Genomic DNA, 604 nt, shown 5'->3' on the forward strand with positions numbered 1-604 from the left:
GAAGAGGAACTAAGAGGGAGTGTGTCGGCGTATGCTCCCATCCAACTAGAGCCGGTACGGGTTCAAAAAGAGATTCGTCTGTGGAATGAATATGTCGAACGTTATCATATGCTCGGATACAGGCGTCCGTTTGGTGCGCATCAACGGTATTTCATTTGGTCGCGTTCGTTGAACAGGCGTCTGGGGTGTATGCTCTTTTCCGCTTGCGCTTGGGCTTTAGCCGAGCGGGATGCGTGGATCGGTTGGAGCAAGGAAGATCGTGGCCAGCGACTGTCATACATTGTGAATAACAGCCGGTTTCTAATCTTTCCCTGGGTAAAGGTGAAGAATCTGGCGAGCAAGGCGCTGGCCTTGGCCGTCAGGCAAGTTCCCATGGATTGGCAGGAGCGGTACGGGTTTAAGCCGGTATTGTTGGAAACCTTTGTGGATATTAACAAATATCAAGGCACTTGCTACAAAGCAGCGAACTGGATGCTGTTGGGAGAAACCGCGGGACGGGGACGAATGGATCGGTATACCCAATATTTATCTTGCCCCAAGCATATTTACGTGTATCCGCTTCGCCGGGACTTCCGGGCGATTTTATGCGGGGAAAGCAGGGGCG

Annotated in this window: 1 protein-coding gene; it reads left to right on the forward strand. The window is 52.0% G+C overall.

The annotated features are described in order from the left end of the window. Positions 1-21 precede the first annotated feature (21 nt). Positions 22-604 (forward strand): Druantia anti-phage system protein DruA (locus tag Pmgp_RS19365; protein ID WP_243119965.1); only part of this gene is annotated, 583 nt, incomplete at its 3' end.

The sequence above is a fragment of the Pelotomaculum propionicicum genome, from assembly GCF_004369225.1.
GTDB lineage: Bacteria > Bacillota > Desulfotomaculia > Desulfotomaculales > Pelotomaculaceae > Pelotomaculum_B > Pelotomaculum_B propionicicum.